Annotated in this window: 23 protein-coding genes and 1 tRNA gene; 20 read left to right on the forward strand and 4 right to left on the reverse strand. The window is 52.7% G+C overall.

The features are described 5' to 3' along the window. The first annotated feature begins 188 nt into the window (after positions 1–188). The 7 genes from ABF287_RS10145 to ABF287_RS10175 all read left to right on the forward strand — a co-directional run bounded on the left by ABF287_RS10145 (position 189) and on the right by ABF287_RS10175 (position 6,493). Positions 189–265: transfer RNA gene (locus tag ABF287_RS10145), tRNA-Arg, on the forward strand. 479 nt (positions 266–744) lie between these two features. Then, entirely contained in the window at positions 745–1,203 is a 459-nt protein-coding gene (locus ABF287_RS10150) for a hypothetical protein (RefSeq protein WP_347184893.1), read from the forward strand. A gap of 23 nt (positions 1,204–1,226) precedes the next feature. Then, positions 1,227–2,054: a sulfotransferase domain-containing protein gene (locus ABF287_RS10155; RefSeq protein WP_347184894.1), complete on the forward strand. Its 828-nt coding sequence runs from the start codon at positions 1,227–1,229 to the stop codon at positions 2,052–2,054. A 99-nt stretch (positions 2,055–2,153) separates the two neighbouring features. Further along, the gene (locus ABF287_RS10160; RefSeq protein ID WP_347184895.1) at positions 2,154–3,065 is read left to right on the forward strand and encodes an Lpg1974 family pore-forming outer membrane protein; all 912 of its coding nucleotides are present in this window, start codon (positions 2,154–2,156) and stop codon (positions 3,063–3,065) included. Between the two features lie 82 nt (positions 3,066–3,147). Next, complete coding sequence (locus ABF287_RS10165) at positions 3,148–4,449, forward strand: cytochrome P450 (protein ID WP_347184896.1); 1,302 nt, start codon at positions 3,148–3,150, stop codon at positions 4,447–4,449. 18 nt (positions 4,450–4,467) lie between these two features. Next, positions 4,468–5,640, forward strand: a complete 1,173-nt coding sequence (locus ABF287_RS10170; RefSeq protein ID WP_347184897.1) for a glycosyltransferase — start codon at positions 4,468–4,470, stop codon at positions 5,638–5,640. Next, on the forward strand, positions 5,627–6,493 hold the full coding sequence (locus ABF287_RS10175; protein ID WP_347184898.1) for an alpha/beta fold hydrolase: 867 nt from the start codon (positions 5,627–5,629) through the stop codon (positions 6,491–6,493). The genes ABF287_RS10170 and ABF287_RS10175 overlap by 14 nt, the downstream gene beginning before the upstream one ends. A 154-nt stretch (positions 6,494–6,647) precedes the next feature. On the opposite strand, the gene ABF287_RS10180 is transcribed toward ABF287_RS10175, so the two are convergent. Further along, positions 6,648–7,529, reverse strand: coding sequence for a LysR family transcriptional regulator (locus tag ABF287_RS10180; protein WP_347184899.1), 882 nt, complete (start codon positions 7,527–7,529; stop codon positions 6,648–6,650). 99 nt (positions 7,530–7,628) lie between these two features. Between ABF287_RS10180 and ABF287_RS10185 the strand changes: the two genes are divergently transcribed. The 13 genes from ABF287_RS10185 (at position 7,629) to ABF287_RS10245 (ending at position 17,451) form a co-directional block, all read left to right on the forward strand. Continuing rightward, a complete protein-coding gene (locus tag ABF287_RS10185) occupies positions 7,629–8,609 on the forward strand; it encodes an NAD(P)-dependent alcohol dehydrogenase (RefSeq protein WP_347184900.1) in 981 nt (326 codons plus the stop codon). A 13-nt stretch (positions 8,610–8,622) separates the two neighbouring features. Next, positions 8,623–9,285, forward strand: coding sequence for a DUF4386 domain-containing protein (locus ABF287_RS10190; protein ID WP_347184901.1), 663 nt, complete (start codon positions 8,623–8,625; stop codon positions 9,283–9,285). Positions 9,286–9,330: 45 nt separating this feature from the next. Further along, positions 9,331–9,720, forward strand: a complete 390-nt coding sequence (locus tag ABF287_RS10195; RefSeq protein ID WP_347184902.1) for an SgcJ/EcaC family oxidoreductase — start codon at positions 9,331–9,333, stop codon at positions 9,718–9,720. Between the two features lie 68 nt (positions 9,721–9,788). After that, the gene (locus ABF287_RS10200; RefSeq protein ID WP_347184903.1) at positions 9,789–10,229 is read left to right on the forward strand and encodes a hypothetical protein; all 441 of its coding nucleotides are present in this window, start codon (positions 9,789–9,791) and stop codon (positions 10,227–10,229) included. Between the two features lie 589 nt (positions 10,230–10,818). Continuing rightward, positions 10,819–11,781 (forward strand): radical SAM protein, encoded by a 963-nt coding sequence (locus ABF287_RS10205; RefSeq protein WP_347184904.1) that lies wholly within the window; start codon positions 10,819–10,821, stop codon positions 11,779–11,781. A gap of 80 nt (positions 11,782–11,861) precedes the next feature. Further along, complete coding sequence (locus ABF287_RS10210) at positions 11,862–12,260, forward strand: PqqD family protein (protein WP_347184905.1); 399 nt, start codon at positions 11,862–11,864, stop codon at positions 12,258–12,260. 134 nt (positions 12,261–12,394) lie between these two features. Continuing rightward, on the forward strand, positions 12,395–13,300 hold the full coding sequence (locus tag ABF287_RS10215) for a hypothetical protein (protein WP_347184906.1): 906 nt from the start codon (positions 12,395–12,397) through the stop codon (positions 13,298–13,300). A 1-nt stretch (position 13,301) separates the two neighbouring features. Then, positions 13,302–14,048, forward strand: a complete 747-nt coding sequence (locus tag ABF287_RS10220; protein WP_347184907.1) for a glycosyltransferase family A protein — start codon at positions 13,302–13,304, stop codon at positions 14,046–14,048. A gap of 2 nt (positions 14,049–14,050) precedes the next feature. Then, positions 14,051–14,728, forward strand: coding sequence for a glycosyltransferase family A protein (locus tag ABF287_RS10225; protein WP_347184908.1), 678 nt, complete (start codon positions 14,051–14,053; stop codon positions 14,726–14,728). Further along, positions 14,725–16,197 (forward strand): nucleotidyltransferase family protein, encoded by a 1,473-nt coding sequence (locus ABF287_RS10230; protein WP_347184909.1) that lies wholly within the window; start codon positions 14,725–14,727, stop codon positions 16,195–16,197. Before ABF287_RS10225 ends, ABF287_RS10230 begins: the two co-directional genes overlap by 4 nt. A 70-nt stretch (positions 16,198–16,267) precedes the next feature. Further along, positions 16,268–16,621 (forward strand): TRAP transporter large permease subunit, encoded by a 354-nt coding sequence (locus tag ABF287_RS10235; protein ID WP_347184910.1) that lies wholly within the window; start codon positions 16,268–16,270, stop codon positions 16,619–16,621. Beyond that, positions 16,618–17,097 carry a hypothetical protein gene (locus ABF287_RS10240; RefSeq protein WP_347184911.1) on the forward strand — a complete coding sequence of 160 codons (480 nt, stop codon included), beginning with the start codon at positions 16,618–16,620 and terminating at the stop codon, positions 17,095–17,097. The genes ABF287_RS10235 and ABF287_RS10240 overlap by 4 nt, the downstream gene beginning before the upstream one ends. 6 nt (positions 17,098–17,103) lie before the next feature. Then, positions 17,104–17,451: a peroxidase-related enzyme gene (locus tag ABF287_RS10245; RefSeq protein ID WP_347184912.1), complete on the forward strand. Its 348-nt coding sequence runs from the start codon at positions 17,104–17,106 to the stop codon at positions 17,449–17,451. Between the two features lie 105 nt (positions 17,452–17,556). Here ABF287_RS10245 and ABF287_RS10250 read toward each other — a convergent pair whose 3' ends face one another. The 3 genes from ABF287_RS10250 to ABF287_RS10260 form a co-directional block, all read right to left on the reverse strand. Continuing rightward, positions 17,557–18,720, reverse strand: a complete 1,164-nt coding sequence (locus ABF287_RS10250; protein ID WP_347184913.1) for a crosslink repair DNA glycosylase YcaQ family protein — start codon at positions 18,718–18,720, stop codon at positions 17,557–17,559. A 26-nt stretch (positions 18,721–18,746) separates the two neighbouring features. Next, positions 18,747–19,952, reverse strand: coding sequence for a TCR/Tet family MFS transporter (locus tag ABF287_RS10255; RefSeq protein WP_347184914.1), 1,206 nt, complete (start codon positions 19,950–19,952; stop codon positions 18,747–18,749). A 71-nt stretch (positions 19,953–20,023) separates the two neighbouring features. Then, entirely contained in the window at positions 20,024–20,752 is a 729-nt protein-coding gene (locus ABF287_RS10260; protein ID WP_347184915.1) for an alpha/beta fold hydrolase, read from the reverse strand. Positions 20,753–20,869: the final 117 nt, after the last annotated feature.

Consider the following 20,869-nt stretch of genomic DNA (forward strand, 5'->3'; position numbering starts at 1 on the left):
CGCCCCTAGCACCCGCCGAATAAGCGGGCGTTTGAGCCCGCATGGCGTGGCCCAAATCCAGCGGCAGGTTGGGGTCTGAGAAGGGCGCTGCCATTTGGCGTCACTTTTCTCATCGTTTTGGCTTGAAAATCCCGTCACACTCGCGCAAAACGCCAACAGTGGTCCCTTAGCTCAACTGGGCCAACAGTGGTCCCTTAGCTCAACTGGATAGAGCAGCTGCCTTCTAAGCAGCAGGTTTGAGGTTCGAGTCCTCAAGGGATCGCCAATAATTTCATTTTGTCATGTGACAAAAAACAAAAACTTCGCTGGCGCAGCTTCTACCGATTGCATCGTCTCGCTGCCGGATTTTTTGTTCATTGAATTTCGAGACGGAACCCAAAGGGCGGCTCAAATTTGTCAACAAATTGAGGCTTGAGCGGGCGGTGCCCCAAAGTCGCCCTTAGCGTCGCTGCTGCAAATGGCAAAATTTTGAGCCTGAAGATTTTCCTTCGGCGAATAGCTTTCGACACAACGAGCGGAAAGTAGACGTTCGCGTAGGTGTGTTGCAGAGTCCGCTTCGGGCCGAAAAATCGGGCGTGCCACAATTAGAGCTGTCTGTCAGCGGTACGTGGCGAAAGGTGTGAGTTCGTTTCGAGGAATTTTTGCGACAATGAAAGGCAAAGTCTTAGGGTTGCGTAATGCCATAACATTCGGCAAGTTGCGACCCAATTGGATGACTTACTAACCCCGAAATGGACGAGCAAAATGAGCCAAGACACACAGAAAACTGAAGTCGTCTGCTTGGCTGCTTCATATGAAGCTTTCGGCATGGTGATGGATTTTCTCGCCGAATCCGACGTTTTTTCAAGCTTTGAACTTGGCGCGATAGCTGGGGTCGTGCGTCGACAGCTACGCGACGGTAATAATCTGGCAGGTATTTGCGACGACCAGATTGTCGGCTACGCTGGTTGGCTGCATACGAATGTGAGCACGGGCGAAGAGTGGATGGAAAACCGTGCAATTTTGCGGCCCTTAGCTGAAGCCGACAGTGACGCTGCCGCTTTGACTGTTGTTGCGGTGTCAGATGCGAAAGTCACAATTCGTTTGATGCGCGGCGCACGCGAATTGAACAAAGGTAAGCGTGTCTTCTTCAAGCGTGGCTATGACGGCGTCGTTAGACCTGAGCGCAAAAGCAATGTGCTTAACGTGAGTTCGGACAGCTAGGGTAAGAAAAGCGGAGCTGTTTGTTGGGAAAAATTGTTTGGATCGCGTCCTATCCAAAGTCCGGAAACACTTGGATGCGCATGTTTTTGATGCATTACTTCGCGGCGCAGAACGTCTCGGAGATAAATGCGGTGCAGCAATTCGCCCCGAACGAAAACAGTGGCGACTTCTATCAGCCTTTTTTGCCGATACGGGCCGCACACCTATCGGATGAGGCACTTGCAAGGGCGCGGCCTCTCGCGCAGCAATTGATCGCCAGTAGAGCGCAAAGCTATTGCTTTGTAAAAACGCACAATTGGTATGGTGTTCATCATGGCACGCCAACCGTCAGCTTGAACGACAGCGCCGCAGCTGTCTATGTCGTCCGCAACCCCCTCGACATTGTGATTTCCTATGCAGCCTTTCGGGACGTGTCATACGATCAGGCAATTGATTGGGTGCTTGCAAAGGACCGCATTCTTCCGCGCATGCCGAATGGCAGCTATTTCGTGTCGGGGTCTTGGTCCCAGAATGTTTCGTCATGGCGCAACCAACGGCAATTGCCCTGTACTATATTACGGTACGAGGACCTGCTTTCTGAGCCGGAAAACGAGTTTCGAAAATTGCTAAATTCGTGGCGCCTATCGATCGACAACAAGAAACTGGCGGCGGCGCTAGAGGCTACGTCATTGCAGGCACTTCAGGCTGCCGAGGCAAAGCACGGTTTCCGAGAAAGGCCCAGAAATACCAAAGCTTTCTTTCGATCAGGTCGGACTGGAGAAGGCCACGAGAAACTGTCGCAGTCTCAAAAAGAGCGGATTTTTGAGGCCTGTGGCCCAGAAATGGAAGCCTGTGGTTACGCGTTGCAATGAAGCAAAACGGCCCCTGATTGTGAGAGAAAATTAAGAGTTCCTCAATGAGCGGATTTATGCTAACAGTTTCTTAATCAATTTGAACCAGGAGTTTTCATAATGCGTGCACATACATTGATGAGATCGGTATCATCTGTCGCACTGATCGTTGCAGGGGGGCAGCAGGCCTATGCTGATGGGGAATCAGTACCATCAGGTTATACACTAGATGTTAAAGGCGGTATCGGCGGGACCAACAGCGTCTGGAATGACAAGTTCGAGGCCAGCGGCGCACCAGATAAACTAGGCACTGACGACAACGCGCTTTCGTTCATGGGATCATTCTCGTTGTCACGCCAAACGGCCCCTAACAAGGACATGACGTTTGGTCTCTCTTTCGGGACAGCTGATCATGACGCTTTCAGTATTAGTAGTGGGTTCGGCTCTAGCTTCGCAACCTACACTGGCAGCGAAAGCTTCACATTTGCAGCGTTGGATTATGAACGTGGCACCACTTCTCGTTCAGGAGCTACGGACTTGCGTTGGTTCTATGGCGCTCGCGCGTTGACGACCAAATCGTCGTTGTCCATCGGCGGAGTGTATGAAGACAAGTTCGGCAGTGGTTCTGGCGCTTCTTTCACCGACAAAGCAACGGATACCTATGTCGGCATTGGTCCACGTGTTGGGGCCGAGTTTACGACGCGCCCGAGTGGTAGCCAGTTCGGTGTGTCCGGCGACGTTGCCGCTGCATTCTTGTTAGGTTCACTTAAATCTACCTACAGCTCAAGCTACTCGTCTGGCGGATCGAGCTCTAGCTATAGCAGCAGCTACTCTGAAAAACAGAATGCTATGAGTCTGGATGCGCGGATCGGCGTCGACTACTATTTGACTGACACTGCGACAGTATCGGCTGGATTCCAAATGCAGCAACTTTGGAATGTCGACTGGCCTTCCGATACAGACAATGACGACGACTATGGAAGCCCTCGGCTTGTTAAAGGCGTCTATGTTGGCTTCTCGACACAGTTTTGATGAACATCTTTCTGTGACGAGCTCTCGCTCTACAATTATGTGCCCCAAGGGTGGGGCACATTTTTTTTGACAGGCGGTTAAGTTGACTGAACGCATTCTGACTTCTGGAACACCTCTTGCAAACGCGTGGCAGCAAAGTCCCTGTAGTGTTCTTTATGAAATTGCCAAGCATCGTCCCGGTCAGGATGTCCTCCTCGAACTGGGAGGCGTGACGTTTCCGCTTGTTCAAAGCTCGAAATCCGCGCGCGAGATCCTGCGCAATCCGCAGGGGCATTACCAAAAGTATTTCGGCAGCTACAAACGCCTTTTCGGGGAAAGTAGGCTGACAACGGACGGTGAAAAATGGCGCAAACTGCGCGATTTCTCTCAGCCCCACATTACGGCGGCAAAAGCAGATGACATCGTTAAGTACACGCGTGGCTTCTTCCAGTCAGCCATTGATAAATTGGTTGCGGCCTCAGATGGAACAGCTCAACCCGTCAATGACGCTATAGATTTCGCAGCCGCGGAAACGCTCTGTGAAGTGGTGCTTGGCTTTCAGGTCGAAGACTGGGGAAGCCAAACAATTGATGACATTCGTCTCATTCTAAATCTTGCCTCATGGGAAAACTTTCCACGTCCGCAAGGCGAAAGCATCGACTATGCCATGCTTCAAATTGATGCCGAGGATGCCAGAGCCCGTCTTTTGGACCGTTTCAATTCAATGCTAAGGGCACGCAAAGCCGACCAAGAGGACAGCCTTTTCTCGACCCTTGCACAAACGGACCCAAGCGAAGTTGATATATTCGGTGAGCTGTCAACAATGCTATTTGCGGGGTTTGACACCACAAGCGCGGCAATCACGTGGGCAATGTTTTTGTTGGGACAAGACCAAGACCTTCAATCCCGTTTGCGTGACTCAATTCGAGAATCTTCGCAACACGGCCCACTCAGCGCTGACGCACTTCTGAACCTGACTGAATTGAACGCATTCTTGCTCGAAACCTTGCGTATCTTCCCTCCAATTCCGCTCGTCAGTCGCGTGGCAGCAAGCGCCGATCAAGTCGGTGATTTAAAGATTCCGAAGGGCAGTAGGGTTCTCATTTCCATGATCGGTATCCAACACGATACCAATGTTTTTGACGCCCCATTGCAAGTGAACCTTGATCGACATCCAAACGGCCAGCTCCAAAAAGAAAAAGCGTTGAATTTCGTACCCTTTGGGGATGGAAAACGTATTTGCCCCGGCGCACGTTTCGCCAATCTTGAAGCGCTCACTGCATTGGCCGTAATTTTGGAAAGTGTTTCGATTCAAACGCCAAAATCCGACCACATTGGGTTGCGTTGGGATGCCAGCATGCGGCAAGAAGATGGAACGAAGTTGATCCTGAAGCCGCTCCCTTAAACAGAGCTGGAGACCCACTTGCGCATCTTATTTACATCGCTCTCTTGCCTCATCGACCCCGCGAGTGGGGCTGCGATTTCTGTCCGTACCATACTCCGACTGCTTTCTGAGCGTGGTCATGACGTGATGGCCTTTTCTGCCGCCGGTTTTGATAAAGGCCAAAAGCCCTCTGCGGAAGAAATGCTGCGTTGGAGCGGCTTTAAGCTGGATAGCGCCAATGATTTATGGACGCTAAATGATGGAGGTGTCGTTCACCTTGCCCACTCTGTTGGTGTTCATAGCATTAGACAGATGAACGACGACACAGTCAAAGAAGCGACCGCGCGCTTTCGCCAAATTTTAGATGATTTTCGCCCTGATGCTGTCCTGACATACGGGGCGACCGACTACGAGAGCAGCGTCCGAAAACTACTAAAAGAGGCAGGCATTGCGTCGGCCTTTTATCTTGCGCACCCAGGGTACAAAAGCCATGACGCATTCGAAAATGTCGATGTTGTGTTCACGGATTCGCGTGCCACCCACGACCTTTACCGCGAGCGTTTGCAGTTAGAGACAACGGTCATTGGAAAATTTGTGATGAAGCCGGATGCTTCGCCCCCAAAGGGCAATATGAGGCATGTCACCTTCATCAATCCGTCTTACTCAAAGGGCGTCACTTTATTCTATCGCATAGCTGAGATGCTGAGCGAAATGCAGCCATCCCTAAAGTTTTTGGTTGTGGAAAGTCGGTCCAATCTAGACAAGATTCAATCCTCAAGCGGGCTCCCGTTTTCGCAATTGCGCAACATTCGCCGTATTGGCCTACAGTCTGATATGAAAGATGTTTTCTCGCGTACCCACGTACTGATTATGCCATCGTTTTGGCATGAAAGCGGGGGGCGAACGGCCATTGAGGCCTTGTCCTTGGGCATACCGGTATTGAGCGCGAACCACGGGGGACTGCCAGAGCACTTGGGGAACGGCGCACTGCTGTTCGATATTCCGAAGCCATTGCAAGACACCCATCAATTGATACCACCGCCCTCCGTCGCCCTACCTTGGGTTACGGCGATATCGAGGCTGACAACAGATGAAGAGTTTTGGCTAGAGCGCAGCCGTGCCGCGACGGCGCAGTGGCAAAATCATGCCCCAGACGATCGCGTCTCGTTGATCGAGCAACGACTGAAGGATGTCACCAATGCTCGAGGCTAGCGTCAACGCGTTCTGTGAACCGATAATGGTCGAGATCGAAGGTGCTCATAGCTATATCAATGTCGACATTTGGGAGCCTGAAAACCCCAAAAAGGTCATTTTTCTGATTCATGACATGTTCGGGCGGGCCGATGATTTCATCCCCCTGGCGCCGAAGCTTGCCGAAATGGGGTATCGCGTTGTCGCTGTTGACCTGCCTGGTCGCGGCAAGAGCGCGGCGTTGGAAGCTGACCAATACACGGGTCTGGTCTATGTCGATGTCCTTCTAAGCGTCATGCGCGCGCATTGGATCTCAGATGCGAGTATCCTCGGCCAAGGTTGGGGCGCAATGATAGCGCTTCTCATGGAAAACGTTTCTAGGCTCAAGTTTTCAAATTTGATGCTGCTTGATTTACCCAAAAAATGGTCAGTCGAAGCAGATGAATCCCTCGCTGTATGGGAAAAAATCATTCCCCTATGGGCGGACAACGAAGCTTCTTTTTGGAAGGGGCTCGACGAAAATGTGCCCAAGGGACTGAAGGGACGCGATGACTTCATGACTTTGGCGGGCGAACGTGCGCGCGAAATCGGCGGAAAATTTGGGTATACGATCGATCCTAAAATCCTTTTGGGGTTGCGTCAGAATACCGAATTGGCTTTCGACCTTGAGAAGGTTTTGTCAAAAGTGAAGACAAAAACTTGGCTGGTTCAAGGGCTCCGCTCGCTCGCGCCTTATCAAGCGTTTGGAACGTCGGTCCAGCCAACCAAGGGGTTACGGCGCGTTAGAACCCTTCGCGCCACAGGCATTTCATGGTCAAGTGATGACATTCTGGTGCCGGTATTGGGCGCTATTCAATTGTTTGATGACCACTAAACTGCCGTCAGCGCTAAATATTCCACATACAGACTTTTCAAAAAAGGCGTAAGCTAAGCTCGAACCCGACTTTAGCCACAGAGGTTTCCAATGGCAGAACTGGGCCGTCCTTGTCGCACTGCCCAATCAATTGGATTTCAAAACGTAGAGAAGCCTATTGCCCGATGAAATCTGCTCGGCGTTCGAGTAACGCACTGGACAGATAGTCGACAAGCAGTCGCGCGCGGCGTACGCGGCGCAGGTCACCATGCAGCAGTATCCACGTTGACCTTCGTTGATCCAACTCAGTGCCAGGCACCCGCCGCATCTCGGGAAAGACTGTTGGGACCCAGCTGGAAACAAACGCCATGCCAGCCCCATGCCGTGCGAGGTGTAGGTGCATTTGCGGGTCTTGCACAATGTGACGGACGCGCGCGTGTGGAAATGGTGAGGCGTCGATCATTGCTTGCAACTCTGGTATATCGCCGTAGCCAATCCAAGTCAGCCCTTTGCCTTTGGGTCCGGCTTCGGGCAGTTTCCGGTCAATGTAGTCTTGCGACGCGAACACGCCGATGGATGACGGAAACAATTTACGGCCAACCGCGTCTTCGTCTACGTCCACAACATGCCGAATCGACACGTCGGTCTCGTCTTTTTCAATTGAATCAATGAAATAGGATAGCTTCAATTCGATTTCAATTTCAGGGTAAAGCGTTGCAAAGTCTGCCAAAACGGGGGCAAGCAAGTAGTGCGCTGTAAGCGGATCAACGGACAATCGAATGCGCCCTGACGCTTCGCGATCAAGGCCCTTTACGGCGCTGAACCCCTTTAGCAAGGCCGCCTCGGCTTCGAGTGCTTGAGGCAGCAAACGCCGCCCAGCAGGCGTAAGCGTCAGCCCCGCTGCGTTCCTGCGAAAAAGTGTCGTGCCAAGTTGGGCCTCCAGACCTTCAATCTGGCGGCGGACTGTAGCGTGGGTGCCTTCGATCTGCTCTGCACCTGCCCGAAGAGACCCCGAGCGCGCGACAGCAAGAAAGGCGGGTAGCGATTTCCAATCCATGATCACTGTATCGTTTTTGAACCTATCCGGTTCACCTTAGACAGTTATTGTAACAAAATAAATCCAGTATTTCTTTGGCAATTCATCAAGGAGATCATCATGAAAACGACATTTACTGCTTGGGACGTCACACGTTACGGCGGCCCCGACGTCCTCAAACCCGTGTCACGCACAGTACCAACACCCAAATCTGGGCAGGTTCTGATCCACATCCGCGCCTCTGCTGTCACACGTGCCGATGGTATGATGCGCGCGGGCCAACCAAAATTTGCTCGCCTTTTTCTGGGGCTCAAGCGGCCGCGCACTGGTCTGGTCGGGACCTGTTTTTCTGGCGATATTGTTGCTGTCGGCGACAACGTGACCCAATTTCGTGTTGGCGATGCGGTCTTCGCTGAGGCCGGCCTGCAGTTTGGCGCGAATGCCTCGTATATTTGTATCGATGCAAGCGGTAGCGTGTTGTCGAAACCTGACGCTGTAACCTACGAGGAAGCCGCCACGCTTTTTGATGGCGCGATGACCTCATGGCATTTTCTGACAAGGGTGGCGCAGGTTCAGCCGGGTGAGAACGTGCTTATCCTTGGCGGGTCCGGTGGTCTGGGAACGGCTGCGGTTCAATTTGCCAAAGCCCTTGGGGCCAAAGTGACAGCAAGCGCAAGCGCGAAGAACGCTGATCTTCTGCGATCGCTCGGGGCGGATCAGGTTATCGACTATCACAGCGAAGACCCTCTTACACACCGTGCCACCTATGATGTGGTGTTCGACACGCTAGGGGTTTCATCATTCGGCGCCGCCAAACCTGCATTGTCCAAAAGTGGTCGCTACATGTGCCCCGTGCTGGGCCTTGCTTTGCTGCGGGACATGGTCACGACAGGAGTTTTCGGCAACAAGAAGGCCAAGTTCGCGGCCGCCGGATTGTCCAAGCCCGAAGTCCATCGCGAAGAGTTGGAAGAGGTTCTCGCGCTTATGGCCAAGAACCAATTTTCGCCGGTCATGGACCGCACTTACCCGCTGGCGGATTTGGTCGAGGCACATCGTTATGTCGAAACGGGCCGCAAGCGCGGCAACGTCGTTGTGGTTTGAGGGGGGGCATGACATGAACGGGCTTCCAATCTCATCCCAGCAGGCGCGCTTTGCGGGTGTCTGTTACCTTGTCATTATTCTGTGCGGGGTAGGGTCTGAAGTCGCGTTACGCGGGCCGCTGATCGACTTTGAGTCCGCGGAATGGACTGCGCAGGCTATCAGTGCAGACATCATGCGGTTTCGTCTTTCCATCATGGCGGACGTCGTGATGGCGCTGGCGGATGCTGCCCTAGCGGTGATGTTGTTCTTTGTGTTCCAACCCGTGTCAGCGGGATTGTCACTGGGGGCACTGGTCTTTCGACTGCTCCAGTCAGGCCTGATTGCCGCGGGTCTGCTGAATTTGCAAGCAGCGATAGTGTTTGATGACGCAGAACTCACGCTGAGCTTCATCGAGCTGCACGCCCATGGCTATGATCTTGGCCTGATTTTCTTTGCAGTGAACTGCTTCCTGACGGCAGTTTTGATCCTACGCTCCGGCTTCGCCCCACGTCTTCTGGGCTTTGGTGTCGGTCTCTCGGGGGTGGTTTATTTGACCGGAAGCGTCCTGCGCTTTGTGGCTCCAGACCTGCACGGTTTCATCACGCCAGCATACGTCCTGCCTTTGATTGCAGAAGCCGCATTTTGTCTATGGCTGCTCATTTTGCCAGCGCAAGCCAGACGCGCAGCTTTGGACTGACATTCTGCCATTCATCAAAATCAACGCTCTTGAAAGGGAATCCAAATGTCCGAACCACCAGTTCTTGAATTAATCAAGCAAGCCGACCGCGCCATTAGCGCCGAAGACTTTGACGCACTCATGAAGTTTTATGCGGATGATGCGGTTCTGGTCGTCCAGCCCGGCCAACTCGCTAAAGGCATCACGCAAATCAGAAAAGCCTTCGAGGCGATCGCAAAGCACTTTGGGAACACGCTGCAGGTCACGCAAGGCCAAGCGCAAGTGATCGAAGGGGCTGGCACGGCCTTGGTCATCATGGAAACGCTTCTTCATGTGCCAGACACGCCTGAGCCAATCACACGTCGGGCAACTTACGTGTTCAAAAAAGACCCAAACCGTGGGTGGCTTTGCTCTGTCGATAATTCCTACGGCACCGACCTGCTTGAAACTGCCTAGCTGCACTCAGGCAAGGCGGACCGACCCAATCAAAACAATCTACAACCCTCTGAATAGGAGACCCAAATATGACGACGCCAATCATTATCCTTTGCTTGCTAATCCTTCCACTCATCACGGCACGGGTTATCGGAGGTGCAGACAAGACGCGCATCGGCGGCACCTTTGGCATTGCTTTTGCCTTTGCTTTCTTCGGGATTGGCCATTTTGTCCAGACCGAAGCCATGACCCAAATGCTTCCGCCCTTCGCCCCTTTTCCGACCCTGATGGTACTCGCAACGGGGTTGCTTGAGTTGGCAATTGCCGCAGCACTTTTGTATCCCCCAAGCCGCAGAATGGCAGGGTTTGTCGCGATCGCTGTTCTTATCGGATTTTTCCCAGTCAATGTGTATGCCGCGCTCAATCACACCGGCATGGGTGGCCACGCATGGGGGCCTGTCTACCTGCTGATCCGCGCGCCATTGCAGGCGTTCCTGATTGGGTGGTCGTGGTTTTTCGTTGTTCGCTAGAGCGCGCCAACATGCAAGAGCCGGCTTCTCCATTGTCGCCGACGACAAGGAAACGATGTGGATAAGTGATCTGCGTTTGGGTCAGGGGGCTGCTTTGTCTGCCGTGGCCAAATCAGGATTAAGGCACCAGTGACTTGTGATAGTTTGCTGGTGTCTGGTTCGTCCAACGTTTAAACGCGCTTTGTTCCGAAAACCTACCAGAAACGCTATTTCCGAAAGCGGTCACTGTTCATTGCGTAGCATGCTGAACTCAAAATGGTTGACGCGCCCCGCGTATCAAGATGATCGCGCGCACTATTGGATGTCAGTGAACGGCCGACGTTAAGGTAACTATTTGGCAAGCTGAGCATTTGGTTAACCTGATCTTGTAGAATTAAATATGAAGCGTTTGATCGTGTGGATAGACCGTCAGTTCGCGGCGGTTGGTCAATGAAAACTTGATTGAAATTAACCCTAAGTATAAGCACTTAAACAGGCACATTCGAGATACGGATTTTACGGACTATGCAATCCGAAGCGCAGCTTAATCCTGCTTTGCCCCCCAGAAATGGCTCTCCGTTAGCCGAGCAAAGATCACAGGAGAAGTAACGTGAATGATAAGCGCCTAAGTCCTCGTGTTTTGTCTTCCATTGCGAACAACAAAATTGTTGCGCCTTTGAACCTCGAATTGATTGTTGCGGATCACTGCAACATTGCTTGCCGCCAATGCAATCATGCGTCTCCGATCGTGAAAAAATGGAATGCTTCTGTCGAAGAGACGCAAAGAACTCTGACGCTTCTGGCTGACGTATTTCGCTGCAAAACGTTACGCATTTTGGGTGGTGAGCCACTGCTGAATCCCAACTTGGTGGACATCATTCTGATCGCAAAACAATCCGGTATCGGCGATGCTGTCCAGTTGACGACAAATGGAATGCTGCTTGATCGTCTCTCTGATGAGGGATGGACCGCTTTGGACGAAATCGAAATCTCTTTTTATGAAACGTCAAAGTTGACCGAAGCAAAGATTGATGCGTTTAAACGCAAGGGAAAGCAATTTCACACGCGGGTTAATGTATCTAAATATCCCAATTTCCGGATGACGTTTTCGTCACAAACGTCTGACAATACGGCTTTGGTTGAAGACATTTGGCAGGCTTGTAAAATGGCAAATGTTTGGGGGTGCTACAGCTTGCGTGACGGCACTTTGTACCGCTGTCCGCAGTCTATTTATATTGGCGAGTTTGCGGACAGGAATTTCGGCGACGAAGGTTTCAAACTGGCGGAGCGTGCTCAATTGCAGGACGACTTGCTGGCATTCCTCAATGCCCCAGGCCCTTTAAAGTCTTGCCGAAACTGTGTGGGGTCGAGTGGGAAAAAAATTGAACAAACAGACCTCACGCGCCGAACTTGGAAAACAGATTTGGACAAGCCCTTGGAAGACATGGTCGACTTTGGTCTTCTCGAACAGGCGAAAATAGAAAGCAATATCATTGATGATTGTCGCACGCCGCTTAGGAAAAAGCGCATCCTAAGCAAACTTGCCAAAAAAATTCGATCCTTTTCTGTTTGATAACCTATTGTAATCGTTATGTTGCGATAGCTATAAAGTAGTGGTGCAAACGTAATTAAAGCGGTGAAGTGGTGACTTTGATGACTGAACGATACAAAGCAGCAGGTCCGGACATCGTCCATGAAAAGTTTGGCGACGATCTTGTCGTTTTGAACCTTGGCTCTGGGCAATATTTTGGATTGAATACAACTGGCGCCATACTGTGGGACGCTTTCTTGACTGGTCACGCTGTCTCACAAATTTCAACGGATCCGCAGACATCAACCACTGTGCAGGCCTTTGCCGCAAAACTGCAAGAATTGCACCTGATCGAGGTCGATGATGCCGCTGCCGGAGCTGCAACTTTCACACCGATTTCTCTCGATGAAGCGCCAACAATTGAAGTTTACGATGATTTGGCCGATTTGATTGTGTCTGATCCAATTCATGATGTTGACGCAGAAGCTGGGTGGCCCAAGGCGCCGGCTGACCAATCATGACGCATCCCTCACTAGAGGTGTCTCCCGAGACCCTCTTAGAGGATATCGCCACGATTTTTGAGCGATGCGCTCCTCTTTTTGAAACAGCAAGTCAGACGCGACGCTATACAATTGCTGGTCGATCTTTCGCGGCGATGTCCGATCTTGACCCTTACCTCAACGCTGTTGATGTCGCCGTTGCGTCACATGCGCCGTCGCAGGATCGCGGAGCGCGCATTTTTATTGGTGTCGCGGGGCAAAACGGCTGTCCGACGCTTCACTGGAATGCGCCGCATTTTGAAGAGCGCCAGATTGAAGCGTTGCTCGCCACCACGCGCTATCGCATTCACTATTTCCACCCGTTGAAGTACTGGCAAATTTTTGATCGTCAAACCTCAACCGGGCTTCAAATCATGACTGGGCCAGATCAACACCCCGCGTGGGATTTGGGATCACCGTTGCGCAACTTCATTCAATGGGAACTCGCATCCTATGGAGGCGCGCTGATCCATGCGGGTACGCTCGCGATGGGGGAAAAAGGCGTTCTATTGGCTGGCGCTGGTGGCTCTGGAAAATCTGGGACCGTTCTGTCGGGCATGCTGTCAGGGTTGCAAACCGTCGGCGATGACTATGTTTATGTGAAACCCAAGTCGTTGCAGGCTTTTGCGTTGTTTAACACCTTGAAACAAGATGATGCAGGTGTGAGGCGTCTTGGACTATTGGGGCACAAGGCCTTGCCAACACAGACAAATTGGCAAGATAAGTATCAATTCTACATCAACGATCTTGGGCTTGCTCCACAACCCAAAAGCATCGCATTGCACGCTCTATTGTTGCCCAAAATCGGGCAGAATGCCAAAACAACCACGGCCGAAATTTCAGCAAAGCAAGCCTTTTTGGCGCTGGCCCCATCAGGGGTATCGCAAATTCCCGGAGATCGAGCGCTCTTGTATGCAGCGGCTGCAGAGGTGTCGCGAAACCTACCATGTTTCCAACTGAGTTTGGGGCCGGACCCACGCGAGGTGTCTGACACCATTCGCCAATTCATCGAAGACATTTGACATGAAAACAACCGTGATCATTCCCGTTTACAATCGTCCTCAAACGCTTGAGATGGCCGTGCGGTCGCTTATTCAGCATGGCGAAACTGTGGATTTGGATATCCTGATTGTTGATGATGGATCGACGGATGAAACCCCTCATGTCATTACCGATTTGGCGCGTAGATACGCCAATATACGTACTGTTCGGCGTGACAACGGTGGCGTCACGAAGGCGCGCAACACTGGGTTGGATCACCTGTTGGACAGCACCGAAGTGGTTACGTTTCTGGATTCAGATGACGTCATGTTGCCTCACCGGTTTTCTGCTGATCTGCCTATCTTGGTTCAACAGCCAGACATCGACGTCACATACGGCAATATGATTGCCACGAGTGAATTAGACCCCCAGACGCTTGCACCGACACAAGAGGCCGTCCAAAAAGAAATCACCAGTATCCACCTAACCTGTGGGTTGTTCCGGCGTAGTCTTATTAAACGTATTGGGCAATTTGACGAGTCCCTCAGGCAAGCCGAGGATACGGATTATCTTTTGCGGATATTTGAATCTGGCACTCAGTTTGTGCAAACACCCACGGTGACTCACTACTACCTGCGCCACAAAGGCGGCGTGACGCAGAACACAGATGAGGCGCGCCAATGCTTTGCCCGCGCTTTGATGAAAAGCTTGCAGCGACGCAAAGCGGACCCGACACTCAAAATCCACAAACCGAATTTTGATATTCTTCTTCCTAGGGAGCTGATGTGATCATGAAGTACAGCGTTGCCATTGCCGCCCATAATGCGCGCCGGACACTGGGTGAAACTTTGACGTCTGTTTTGTCACAGACCATCAAGCCTGCCGAAGTCGTTGTGGTTGATGATGGATCATCTGATGCAACAGCGCAGATTGCGCGGACCGCATCCAGCATCGTGCGTGTGATTGAACAAGAAAACAAAGGAAGTGGTGCAGCATTCACCAGAGCCATTCGGGCAACACGCTGTGACATCGTCGCGACGGTGGATTCCGACGATCTTTGGTTGCCCCAAAAGATGGAAAAGCAGCTTCAAATTCTCAAAAATTCGGGCCCTCGTTCCTTTGTCTTTGCCAAGCATCGTCAATTTCAGCATGGCTCGACAGATATGACATCTGGCGAAGTGCGTCCGGGGCTGCTGCGCTCAGATCTTGTTTTTTACCGCGATACCTTTGACGAAGTTGGCGATATTATTGATCCCCCAGGGGGGCGTGGCGATATGGTGGACTGGCTCGCGCGTGCCCGCGAAGTGGGCGTTCACTTTCACACGATTGACGAAGTGCTGGTGATGCGTCGTGCCATTGCTGGAAGTCTCTCTTCGGGGCGTGATCCCGAAAAAGACCGTGGGTATCTGGCCGTTGCCTATTTGGCAATGCAACGCCGGAAACAAGCGGCCTCGGAAGGCGAAAAATGACGCAGGCTGAACGTAAACTTGTGTCGCGCAGCTTTCCGCGACTGGCGTGGGCTTGGCCCCAAGGCGCACGGAATCAGTTGATCACAGCAGCCATTTGCCCCGATGAAGATCGTGCGTTTGCGGCTATTGAACAGTGGTTGCACGATACAGATTTGGATGATGCGACCTTTGCGGAGCATCGGCTTCTGGCGACAATCACAACACGATTTGATCGGCGATTGGCGCCTCATCCTGAATATGCGCGATTGTGTGGATTGCAGCGACTGAATTGGACCAAGTCGCGTATGGCGATTGGCGCGTCAAAGCCCGCTTTGGAAAAGTTGATTGATGCAGGTGTGCGGGTTGTTTTGCTCAAAGGAGCCTGTCGTGTCGCGCTTGATTTGGCTGAACAAAAGAGCCGCACGTCCTATGATCTCGATTTGCTTGTAAGCGACGATCGTTTCTCCGAAAGCTTTGAAATTCTTGCAAAAGATGGCTGGAACAGCGCGCGCGGGGAAAGCGTTATGGGGCTACGTGCTCGCATATCCAGCATCAGGGCGCGGAACTTCAAAAAGGGTCGGTTCGGCGATATCGATTTGCATAAAACGGCCTATAAAGCGCAAAATTCTCACGCGGAACTGGATGAAGCTTTGCTTCGCGAGGCGCGCCGCGTCAAGTTTTACGGTCTGGACGTTTATGTCCCATCTGCAGAAGAACGAATTGCGATGGCCATTGGGCATGGCGGTTGGGATGGGCATAGCCACAGTGATTGGTTGGTTGATGTGGCTAGTATCTTGACGAAAGAAACGATCGATTGGGATGTGTTCATCAAAATTATCCAAGGGCGCAATCTGATACATCAATCTGCCATCGCGCTGTCATATCTCGCAAATGATCTCGGGGTTTTGGTTCCTGAGGCGGTGCTTGATGCGATTTGCCGCTGGCGTGTTGTTTCCGCGCCTCAACGTGTCGCCTTGATGTTGATGGCCAAAGAGCAAAGCAACATGACATCGCTGCAAAAGGTGGTCCGAAGCGTGCTGCACACGGTTCACCGTGCGCGATACTCTGGTCGCAACACCAACACAGACACATCGGCCTTTAGAGCCTTCACAAGGCCGATCAAAACGCGCAGGTCTGATGCCTATGTCTTTGGGCAAACGATATATGAAAACGAGGTGACGCAGGCCGGAACATATGCCTTCAAAGTGTCCCTTGAAATGCCGGCGCAAAAACGGCGTCGACGTATTGAATTTGAACTCAACGGGGCGGAGCGCAATATCTGCCACCTTCAAGCGCTTCACTTGCGCAAATCCGAAACGCCCTTGCGTGCCAAGTTTCGCGGAACAATTCAAATCAATTCGGGCGACTTGCCGCTGCGACTTGAGGCCTTGCCTGGAAAATTCATGGTCGGCGAAGCCAAGCCGGCGGACAAGGAGAAATATGCTGAAGTCCCGTTTGAAATTGAGAGCCTAGTTTTGCGTCGCAAATAGGAATTGATCGCAAAACCAACCAGATTTCATGTACCATCTGATAGTTGGCTGTGTAGTGGGGAGCGCAGAGGTGCGGGTGTTCCAAAATGCGTTGACCTTCCGCCGCAACGCTCGCCCCGAGAATGCAACGTCCGCAAAGATCATCTTGTTGCCGCTTTTGTTGCCTGCTGCAGATGCCTTTGGTGTCGATCGCGTGCAATTCGGCATGATCATCACTTTGGCGCTTTTGATTGGTATCGCCACGCCGCCACTGGGGGTTGGGCTTTATCTCATGTCAGCGGTGTCTGGGGTGAAATTTGAACGTCTTGCGGTGTCGATCTTGCCGCTTCTTATTCCGCCATTTGTCGCGTTGATCCTGATCACGGCAATCCCAGAGATTACGCTGTGGTTGCCAAACTTGGTGATGGGGCCTGATGGACAATGACAAAAGAACACGTCCGCCCCGACGCCATAGATCGCGCCGCTGGTCTTGCGCCTTCTGATCCAACTTTTGTGCTGCGCGATAAACGGCCGCAGTTTGTTACTGGCGCTGCGCAGTGCGAAACTTCTGTGCTGACGCCTCAAGATGACCTCGGGCTATCGCCAAACTTGCGGGCTGCCGTGGCGCGCCGTGTTGCATTGCAGTCAGGCAATGAGGCGCTCATCGCGCAATACCCGATGCCTTCGGATGACGCGTTGCATGCGCTGGCCTCAGGACAAGATCCGAGTGATCCGCAACAGCGTGCGATTGCAAACCATGCTGACATGATCGCGCTTGCGCCGCGCGAGGCGAATGATGCGCATCTTCAAACGCTCAAAGAGGCTGGCCTCACGATTCCGCAAATTATAGCCCTTTCGGAATTGCTGGCTTTTGTGTGCTTTCAGATGCAGATCGCGCATGGGATTTCGTTGCTAAGGTAATTATGTATGACAAACGCCAATGGCGCCCTGCCAAATATTAGGCTTAAGCCACTTAAGTGGACCCCTCATTTGCCACCGCTCGAGATGGAAGACGCAACACCTGCGCAATTGAAAGCGATGCAGGTGACGCCCTCTGCCAAAAAAGTATCGCCATATGTGCGCACCTTGGCTCATGATCCTGAAAGTTATGAAGCGCGCACGCGTCTGTTCAATGACATCATGTATGTTGAGGGTGGATTGCAGAACGTGGATCGTGAACTGGGGGCGTTGTCCGCTTCTTTTGTGAATGGTTGTATGTATTGCGCCAATGTTCATGCGCGACGCCAAGCCTCTTTAGCTGGGCCAACCGCCTGATGCATCCTTTGGGTTGGTCTAAAGTCTAAGCCACTTGTGGGTCTCGTGCGGTGGCAATTCAGCTGCGACCAGAAATGGTCGTGTTGCTGGCTCGGTAAGAAGCGGTCAAACCCACTGAACAGTTTCCAAGGTCGCAAGGCGCGCAAATCTTGTCAGTTCTGCGTCCAGTTTATTGCGGATTGTGGCCGAACCCTTAAACTCCGGTTCAGCCCAATAGTTTAGAACATTGAGCGTTCCATTGGGTCGATCTGCCTTTGCTTCGATCCGCCCGACGAATGTGCCGCCGAGCAATACGGGAAACACGTAATATCCCCAGATGCGCTTGTCTGCGGGCACAAACATTTCCACCGTGTAGTCAAACCCAAACAGGCGTTTCAAACGCTTGCGGTCGCGGATTGCGGGATCAAACGGATTGAGAATACGCAGCCGCGATGTGGGTGTTTTGAGAGTGCTCAAACGGGCTTCAATGTCAGGGCAAGCGAGAGCCTTGCTCCAACTTCCATCCGATGCTTCAAGTGCGACAGGAACCAAATCACTGGCGGCGCGCTTGGCCCAAGCTGAGACATCTTTGACCTCGGTCGCATCCCAAAATTTTCGAATTTCAGTCAAGGTTCCAAAGCCAATGCGCTCCAGCGCGGCAGAGCAAAGCCAGTCGACTTGCGCAGTGTTATCAAGGTCTTGTTCTTGCAACTCTTGAGGGAACACACGCTCGGACAGGTCATAAAACTTGGTAAATCCAGTCCGATGACTGGTGGCCAATTCGCCTGCGTACCACAGATAGTCCAGCGCTTTTTTATGCGGTGGTCTGCGCCACATTTTCTTAGGCCCATCGACTTTGGTGTCAAAGTCGCGGGTGGACAGCGGGCCTTCAGCTGTGATGCGCCGCTTGACCTCGCCCAACAGGTTATCGTTCAGATCATCTCCATACCACGAGGACCGTCCGACTTTGTCCTTCATGCGGCGAAATTGCTTGTCCCACATAGGCAAGAATTCCATTGGCAAAACGGAGGCATCGTGGGTGAAATGTTCAAACACCTTGCGGTCTTGCGCAAGAAGCTTGTCCAGCATCGGTTCGCGGTAGTTTTGATTGCGGCTCCACAAAATATGATGATGCGCACGCGAGACGACCTGTATCGTATCAAGCTGAACAAACCCCAAAGCATGTACCAAGGCCATGACATCAATTGGGCCTGTGGGGGCTTGTGCAAGCCCATTGACGTTCAGCCACAGATGGCGCGCGTCTTGATTGGAAATCTTCAACTCTGTCACGGTCGCTCCTGTTTATGAGGCGTTGATCAGCGGTTGTGCCTGCGCCAATTGTACAAGATTGCAAGGCAGGCCACGATCATCAGGCTGGACAACACAAACGGGGCGCCCGGCAGATAAATCGCGGCGCCTTCGCGGGAAAAATACGCAAAGGTCTGTGTCATCACCAATGGGCTGATGATGGTTGCCAAGGCAGCAATGGACCCAAGAACGCCTTGCAATTCGCCTTGTTGATCGTCGTCCGCCGCGCGGCTCATGATGCCTTGCAGGGCGGGCATGACGATTGAGCCAAGGCCAGACAATGCGACCAAGAACCAGACCAACCACGATTGCATGATGAAAGCGAAGGCGATGAAGATCACAAGTTCCAAAACCATGCCAAACATTGCGGTCTTATAGGGCCCAAACCGTTTGACCACTGGTCCAACCAACACCGCTTGCGACAGGCCCATGGAGATCCCAAAGACAAACAGCGTTAGGCCGATTTCGTGCACTGAAAAGTTAAATTGCTCGCGGCCGAAAAACGCCCAAACTGCGGGGTAAACGAACAGGGCCACTTGGTAGATGAAAAACACGACCAACAAAGCCCGCACGCCCCCCAGCGCACTGACGGATTGAAAGGACGACAGCGGGTTCGCGCGCTTAAGCGAAAACGGTCTGCGGCGATCTTTGGGCAGAGACTCAGGCATCACAAGCAGTCCAAAGACCCCATTGGCCAAGGCCATTGCGCCCGCAACCCAAAACGGCGCGCGCGTGTCGACTTCGGCCAAAAGACCGCCAATGACGGGGCCCAAAGCAAACCCAATGCCCATGGCCGCACCGACAATGCCAAAGTTGCGCTCGCGGTCTTCGGGTTTGGAAATATCCGCCATATAGGCCGATGCGGTGGAATATGTGGCAGCCATAAGCCCCGCTATGATCCGCCCAAGCAACAGCAACCAAATTGACCCCGCAATCGCCATAATGACGTAATCGATCGCCAGCACAAACAGCGCCGAGATCAAAATCGGTTTGCGGCCATAGCGATCAGACAGATTGCCCACAATCGGCCCAAACACGAATTGCATCACCGCATATCCGGTCGCCAAGACGCCGCCCCAAACAGCCGCCTCAGATAGGGTTTTGCCCGTAACTTCCAAAATCAAGTCGGGCAGCACAGGGAAGATCAAACCCGCGCCGATGCCATCAATCAAAATGGTCGCGACAATAAAAATCACTGGTAAACGTGCGCGCATTACAGCTCCGAAAATTGGGTGTAGGCTCACTTTGTATCGCGGTGCGGCTCAGATGCAATCCCGCATCGGGCCTAACGGCGCGTCAGGATAATTTCGGCCAAGCCTTTAGGGTCTGCGAAAAACGGCGAATGCCCGCAGTGCATGTCGATCACATCGCCTTTGGGCCAGTCGCATGTCATTTTTGTTTGCTCAACAGGCGGGATAACGCGGTCTTCGGTGCACCGAACATAGCTACGTGCAATAGCATTGGCGCGCGCTAGATTTTGCACGGGTGCGTTTTGTGGGCGTACAGGCTGGGGCACCAAGCGCGTCATCGCATCTTGCGCCACACTGTTAGGGCAATCGTGAAACAGCGCCGCGCGTGCTTTGTCTTGGCGAAACACGAAAGCAAGCCGATCAGGCAAAAGATCAATCGCACCCATCACTGGCTGTTCGGCCGCACTGCGCCGCAAATCGGCAAGGCTTATACCAGCACTTGGAACATAGGCGCAGACGTAAATCAGCTGCGCGATCTTGTCAGGGGCACGGGCCGCAGCCGCTGTGATAGCGTAGCCGCCTGCCGAGTGACCGACCAAAACAACAGGCGCGCCGCCGTGTGCGTCGATGTCGTTTACAATCGCTTGTGCGTAGTCCTCAAGGGTCACTTGCGCCTCGGCCGGAGCACCTGCCACATAGGGCGGCAAATCAAGCGCGCGGCAGGCATGTCCCTGCGCTTCAAGCTGCGCCATCACCAAGTTCCAGCACCACGCGCCGTGGCAAGAACCGTGCACAAACAGAAAGGCTGGCCGTGTGTCAGACATGGCCAATCTCGCTTAGAAACTCCAATAACTGCGCTGCAAAAGCGGTCGGGGCCTCAAGCATCGGATAGTGTCCAGCGCGTCGGATCAGGTCTAGCCGCGCCCCTGGAATGAGCGAAA

It is taken from the genome of Pacificibacter sp. (genome assembly GCF_039769035.1).
Classification (GTDB): domain Bacteria; phylum Pseudomonadota; class Alphaproteobacteria; order Rhodobacterales; family Rhodobacteraceae; genus Celeribacter.

Coding starts and splice junctions, on each gene's coding strand:
- ABF287_RS10150 (WP_347184893.1), top strand. CDS start 745: ATGAGCCAAGACACACAGAAAACTGAAGTCGTCTGCTTGGCTGCTTCA.
- ABF287_RS10160 (WP_347184895.1), top strand. CDS start 2,154: ATGCGTGCACATACATTGATGAGATCGGTATCATCTGTCGCACTGATC.
- ABF287_RS10175 (WP_347184898.1), top strand. CDS start 5,627: ATGCTCGAGGCTAGCGTCAACGCGTTCTGTGAACCGATAATGGTCGAG.
- ABF287_RS10180 (WP_347184899.1), bottom strand. CDS start 7,529: ATGGATTGGAAATCGCTACCCGCCTTTCTTGCTGTCGCGCGCTCGGGG.
- ABF287_RS10185 (WP_347184900.1), top strand. CDS start 7,629: ATGAAAACGACATTTACTGCTTGGGACGTCACACGTTACGGCGGCCCC.
- ABF287_RS10190 (WP_347184901.1), top strand. CDS start 8,623: ATGAACGGGCTTCCAATCTCATCCCAGCAGGCGCGCTTTGCGGGTGTC.
- ABF287_RS10195 (WP_347184902.1), top strand. CDS start 9,331: ATGTCCGAACCACCAGTTCTTGAATTAATCAAGCAAGCCGACCGCGCC.
- ABF287_RS10200 (WP_347184903.1), top strand. CDS start 9,789: ATGACGACGCCAATCATTATCCTTTGCTTGCTAATCCTTCCACTCATC.
- ABF287_RS10210 (WP_347184905.1), top strand. CDS start 11,862: ATGACTGAACGATACAAAGCAGCAGGTCCGGACATCGTCCATGAAAAG.
- ABF287_RS10215 (WP_347184906.1), top strand. CDS start 12,395: ATGTCCGATCTTGACCCTTACCTCAACGCTGTTGATGTCGCCGTTGCG.
- ABF287_RS10220 (WP_347184907.1), top strand. CDS start 13,302: ATGAAAACAACCGTGATCATTCCCGTTTACAATCGTCCTCAAACGCTT.
- ABF287_RS10225 (WP_347184908.1), top strand. CDS start 14,051: ATGAAGTACAGCGTTGCCATTGCCGCCCATAATGCGCGCCGGACACTG.
- ABF287_RS10230 (WP_347184909.1), top strand. CDS start 14,725: ATGACGCAGGCTGAACGTAAACTTGTGTCGCGCAGCTTTCCGCGACTG.
- ABF287_RS10240 (WP_347184911.1), top strand. CDS start 16,618: ATGACAAAAGAACACGTCCGCCCCGACGCCATAGATCGCGCCGCTGGT.
- ABF287_RS10245 (WP_347184912.1), top strand. CDS start 17,104: ATGACAAACGCCAATGGCGCCCTGCCAAATATTAGGCTTAAGCCACTT.
- ABF287_RS10255 (WP_347184914.1), bottom strand. CDS start 19,952: ATGCGCGCACGTTTACCAGTGATTTTTATTGTCGCGACCATTTTGATT.
- ABF287_RS10260 (WP_347184915.1), bottom strand. CDS start 20,752: ATGTCTGACACACGGCCAGCCTTTCTGTTTGTGCACGGTTCTTGCCAC.